Genomic DNA, 3819 nt, shown 5'->3' with positions numbered 1-3819 from the left:
ATGTGATTTTTTCTCCTTCTCAAATTTAAAATTTATTATATATGAAAATATTTTAAATTGCAAGAATTTGTATGAATTTATATAAAATTTATAATGTTATCTATCAATATCGCAAGTTTTTTCTGTTTATACAATAAATAAAAAAGTAAATTCTTTTTTCTTGACATGGAACGCGTTTCATAATTTACAATGAAATCATCAAAAATATAAAGGAGATTTGACGATGATCAAACACATTTTCGCAGATATGGATGGAACACTTCTGGACACACATGGCTATCTTTCTGATACAAATCGCTGGTCTATCTGTCTTAGTGATATCCCAGTTACACTGGTCTCAGCACGTAGTCCCTTTGAAATGAGCCACATACTGAACGAGCTCCAATTAAAAACGCCACAAATTGCCTTCAACGGGAACTTGATTTTTACCCAAAATGACTTTGGAATTCAAGTTATAGACAAACACATCTTACCTGCTGAGACGGTTTCAGAAGTTTTAGATTACATTTCTTCAAATTTCCCCACTGTAAGCCTCAGCTGGTATAGTCTTGCACATTGGTATATCAAAAAACAGGACAAGGCTGTCTTTATCCAAAAGGCGCTCACTGGCGCTGAACCACGAATAAAAGCTTTTGACGGAAATTCTGAAATTTACAAGATTATGCTCATGACTTTTGACCCAGAGGAGCTGTTGCATATACAAGCTTCACTGGAAGCACTCAACATCTCGGAAATTCAGCTTACACGTTCGACAGTTTATACTTTAGAGATCACTTCCAGCCAAAAAACAAAGGCAGATGCTGCCCAATCCATTCTGAAAGAAAAAAATCTAAACTTTGAAGAAGCTGCTGCCATTGGAGACGGTCATAATGATATTCCCCTCCTAAAAGTTGCTGGTCTCCCCATTGCAGTAGATAATGCTCACGCAGACGTCAAGAGATATGTTAAAATGGTCGTAGGAAAAAATACAGATCATGGTGTGACTGAAGCTCTTTCAGCCATTCGCGAAATCAATGAACAGGTAATCTTATGACCTCTCTTTCTGATATTGCCAAACTCACGGGATATTCCAAGGCAACTGTCTCTCGTGTCTTATCAGGTAACGGCTATGCTTCCCAAAAAGCATGTGAAAAAATACTCAAAACCGCTGCTGAGCTAGACTATGCTACAAACGCAATTGCACAAGAGCTTGCGCACGGTGCGACACATAATATAGGTGTTGTTCTCCCCTATATCAAAGCCTCTTTTTTCAGCAAGATACTCGAAGGTATCCTTGAAAGAAGTTTTGAAACTGGGTATAAAATTATTATTCTGCCTTCAAACTATAATCAAGACTTGGAAATCCAATATCTGGAAAAATTACGAAAAAAAGCCCTTGATGCAATTATCTTCACCTCCCGTCAGGTATCTGAGGAAACGATTCTTAAATATCAGAAATATGGCCCCATTGTCCTTTGCTATCGGCCCGAAAACAGTAACATTCCAGCGACCTATGCCAACCGTATTCCAGCCTATCGTCAGGCTTTTCAATGGCTTAAGGAACAGAATTGCTCAAATATCGGATTTCTTTTATCCAGAGGAAACAGTCCAACTATATCAACAACCCTACAAGCATATAGGGATATTTATAAGATCAACCCCCATCTTGAACAGATAAAGTCGGGCTTAATATCAGCCGAAGATGCCTATCGTTTAGCCCCAGAACTTATTCAGTTTGATGGGATATTTGCCAACTCTGACGACATTGCTGCCAACGTTTGGCGCTGGTTTGATGAACAACACCTTCCCAAGCCTATTATTGTAGGGCAAGAACGACTACTTTCAGGGCAGCTGCTCAAAATTCCTACTGTAGATAACCACTGTCAAGAGGTTGGGCGGATGGCTTTTGAGCAAGCTATCTCCAAAACAATGGAGCAATCCTCTATCCATTCTGAGTTTATCTTGAAGCGTTAATCTGAATACATGCAACTGAAATAAATCCCAAGTTGTGAATTTCTTGGGATTTTTTGATTGGCTAAAAACCAAAAAATACACTCTTCTCCTTCTTATGGACAAGAGAAGGGTTTTTGCTTTAGAAAAACATTCAAAACTTGCTCCAAATCCGCCTATTAAAAAACAAAAGGATGGACAAAGCCTAATCTTGAAAATATTGATATAATAGCTTAGGATAAAAATTAAAAAGCGGAGAGGTTTTAATGAAAAAAATTATTGAAATTCCAGATGAGCTTATGCATAAAATCGATCAAAAGAAATATAAAATATTCGTTGAACAAGATCAAGTTGTCTTAAAAAATGATGCAAAGCAAGTTGATATTCAAAATTTTTCTTTACATTATGTTCTTATCCCCAGCCTATTAAGCTTAGTAATTTCCTTGATGACTTTCTTACTAAGTGGTGAAGGGCAAATAGCTTTCACAGGTGGCAGATATCACTCTGTAGCTGGTATGAGCATGCTCTGTGCTACAATTATTGGTTTTATCACTTTTATTTGGGTTTATGCAAAACAGAACATAGCCACGAAAAAACGGAAAATCAGTCGCATAAGAGAACTTGGAACCATCGGACTAGCCTATACACTCATTATTTTCGCAGTTCAAGCTTTGATTTGGCATATTCTTGGAATGACCTTTGTTGGCGTAACCTTGGACCCTCTGACAGCCTCCTTCTTGTCTGCTCTATTTTCTGCAATCGTCTTTTATTTTTTGATTCTCTTTGCAGTTTCGGTCAAAATATCTCATCTCATCGTTTTGCTTTTTGTTACTTTCATCGGTGGAATTTTTCTTTCCATGGCAACAAATGGACAAAATGGCTGGTGGCAATATAATTTTAGCTTCTTAGGGACGGGCGAGGCTGAAAATCAATGGCAGTTTAATTTTACGATGATTTTTTCAGCCCTAATGCTCCTGACAATCACTGATTATTTATTCGTTGAATTCCAAAAAAGTAAATTTTACAACTTCAAGATTAAAGTTGTTCAAGCCTTTTACTATGTTATTGCTCTCTTTATCGCTGGGGTGGGACTTTTCCCTGCCCAGTCCTGGACCATGGTTTTTCATAATGCTTCTGCCTACGGTATCGTTTTATGCATTATCGTTTTAATCCCGTTGAGCAAATATCTTCTTCCACAGTTGTCAAAAGAGTTTTTAAGCATGTCTGCCTTTGTTTTTATAGGACTTGTGGCATCAGCTGTCTTATTTCTAAAAGTTCATTATCTCTCACTCACTGTTTTTGAAATCATCGCCTTTGCTATTTCTTTCTCCTGGCTCGTAATGATGATTAATGCGCTACAAAAGATGCTGCACGAATCCAGTGTGTACTCTATCAGTATACTTGAAGATGAAGAAATTAAAATACAAAAACAAGGAGAGTAGATGATGTGACCTCCAAAAAGTTAAACTTTTGAGGTGTACATCAAGGCTCGCCTTGTTTTTTTGCTCTTCTTTCAAGTATATATTGACTCTATCCAGCCTACTTGTTCATCTTGCTTAAGAAGAAAGACACAACAGCTACAACGATAACAGCACCAATGATGGAAGGGATAAGAGCCATTCCTGCTAAACTTGGCCCCCATGTTCCTAACAATGCTTGACCGACAGCTGAGCCTACAAGACCAGCTAAGATATTAGCAATCCATCCCATGGATTTTCCTTTACTTGTGATTGCACCTGCAATCATCCCAATAATTGCGCCAACGATTAATGACCAAATCATAAGATACCTCTTTCTATATTGTATAATAATTCTAACAAATTAAAAATACACTTACAAACTTTTCATCTTGCTTTTTTTAAATGGGATTTCGTCTACCTAATAATTTTT

4 protein-coding genes are annotated in these 3819 nt (G+C 37.3%); 3 read left to right on the top strand and 1 reads right to left on the bottom strand.

The genetic code is table 11. The features are described from left to right. The first annotated feature begins 223 nt into the window (after positions 1–223). The 3 genes from B4H39_RS08740 to B4H39_RS08730 all read left to right on the top strand — a co-directional run bounded on the left by B4H39_RS08740 (position 224) and on the right by B4H39_RS08730 (position 3371). Entirely contained in the window at positions 224–1033 is an 810-nt protein-coding gene (locus tag B4H39_RS08740; RefSeq protein WP_251421552.1) for an HAD family hydrolase, read from the top strand. Continuing rightward, the gene (locus tag B4H39_RS08735; protein ID WP_251421549.1) at positions 1030–1953 is read left to right on the top strand and encodes a LacI family DNA-binding transcriptional regulator; all 924 of its coding nucleotides are present in this window, start codon (positions 1030–1032) and stop codon (positions 1951–1953) included. The genes B4H39_RS08740 and B4H39_RS08735 overlap by 4 nt, the downstream gene beginning before the upstream one ends. A 242-nt stretch (positions 1954–2195) precedes the next feature. After that, positions 2196–3371 carry a DUF998 domain-containing protein gene (locus B4H39_RS08730; RefSeq protein ID WP_251421546.1) on the top strand — a complete coding sequence of 392 codons (1176 nt, stop codon included), beginning with the start codon at positions 2196–2198 and terminating at the stop codon, positions 3369–3371. Between the two features lie 97 nt (positions 3372–3468). On the opposite strand, the gene B4H39_RS08725 is transcribed toward B4H39_RS08730, so the two are convergent. After that, complete coding sequence (locus tag B4H39_RS08725) at positions 3469–3711, bottom strand: GlsB/YeaQ/YmgE family stress response membrane protein (RefSeq protein ID WP_202230209.1); 243 nt, start codon at positions 3709–3711, stop codon at positions 3469–3471. Positions 3712–3819 lie beyond the last annotated feature (108 nt).

Origin of the sequence: Lactococcus sp. UBA7128 (assembly GCF_002492185.1) — a bacterium.
Lineage (GTDB): Bacteria > Bacillota > Bacilli > Lactobacillales > Streptococcaceae > Lactococcus > Lactococcus muris.
The sequence above is the reverse complement of the archived record's forward strand: the minus strand, read 5'-3'. Positions and strand labels throughout refer to the sequence as shown.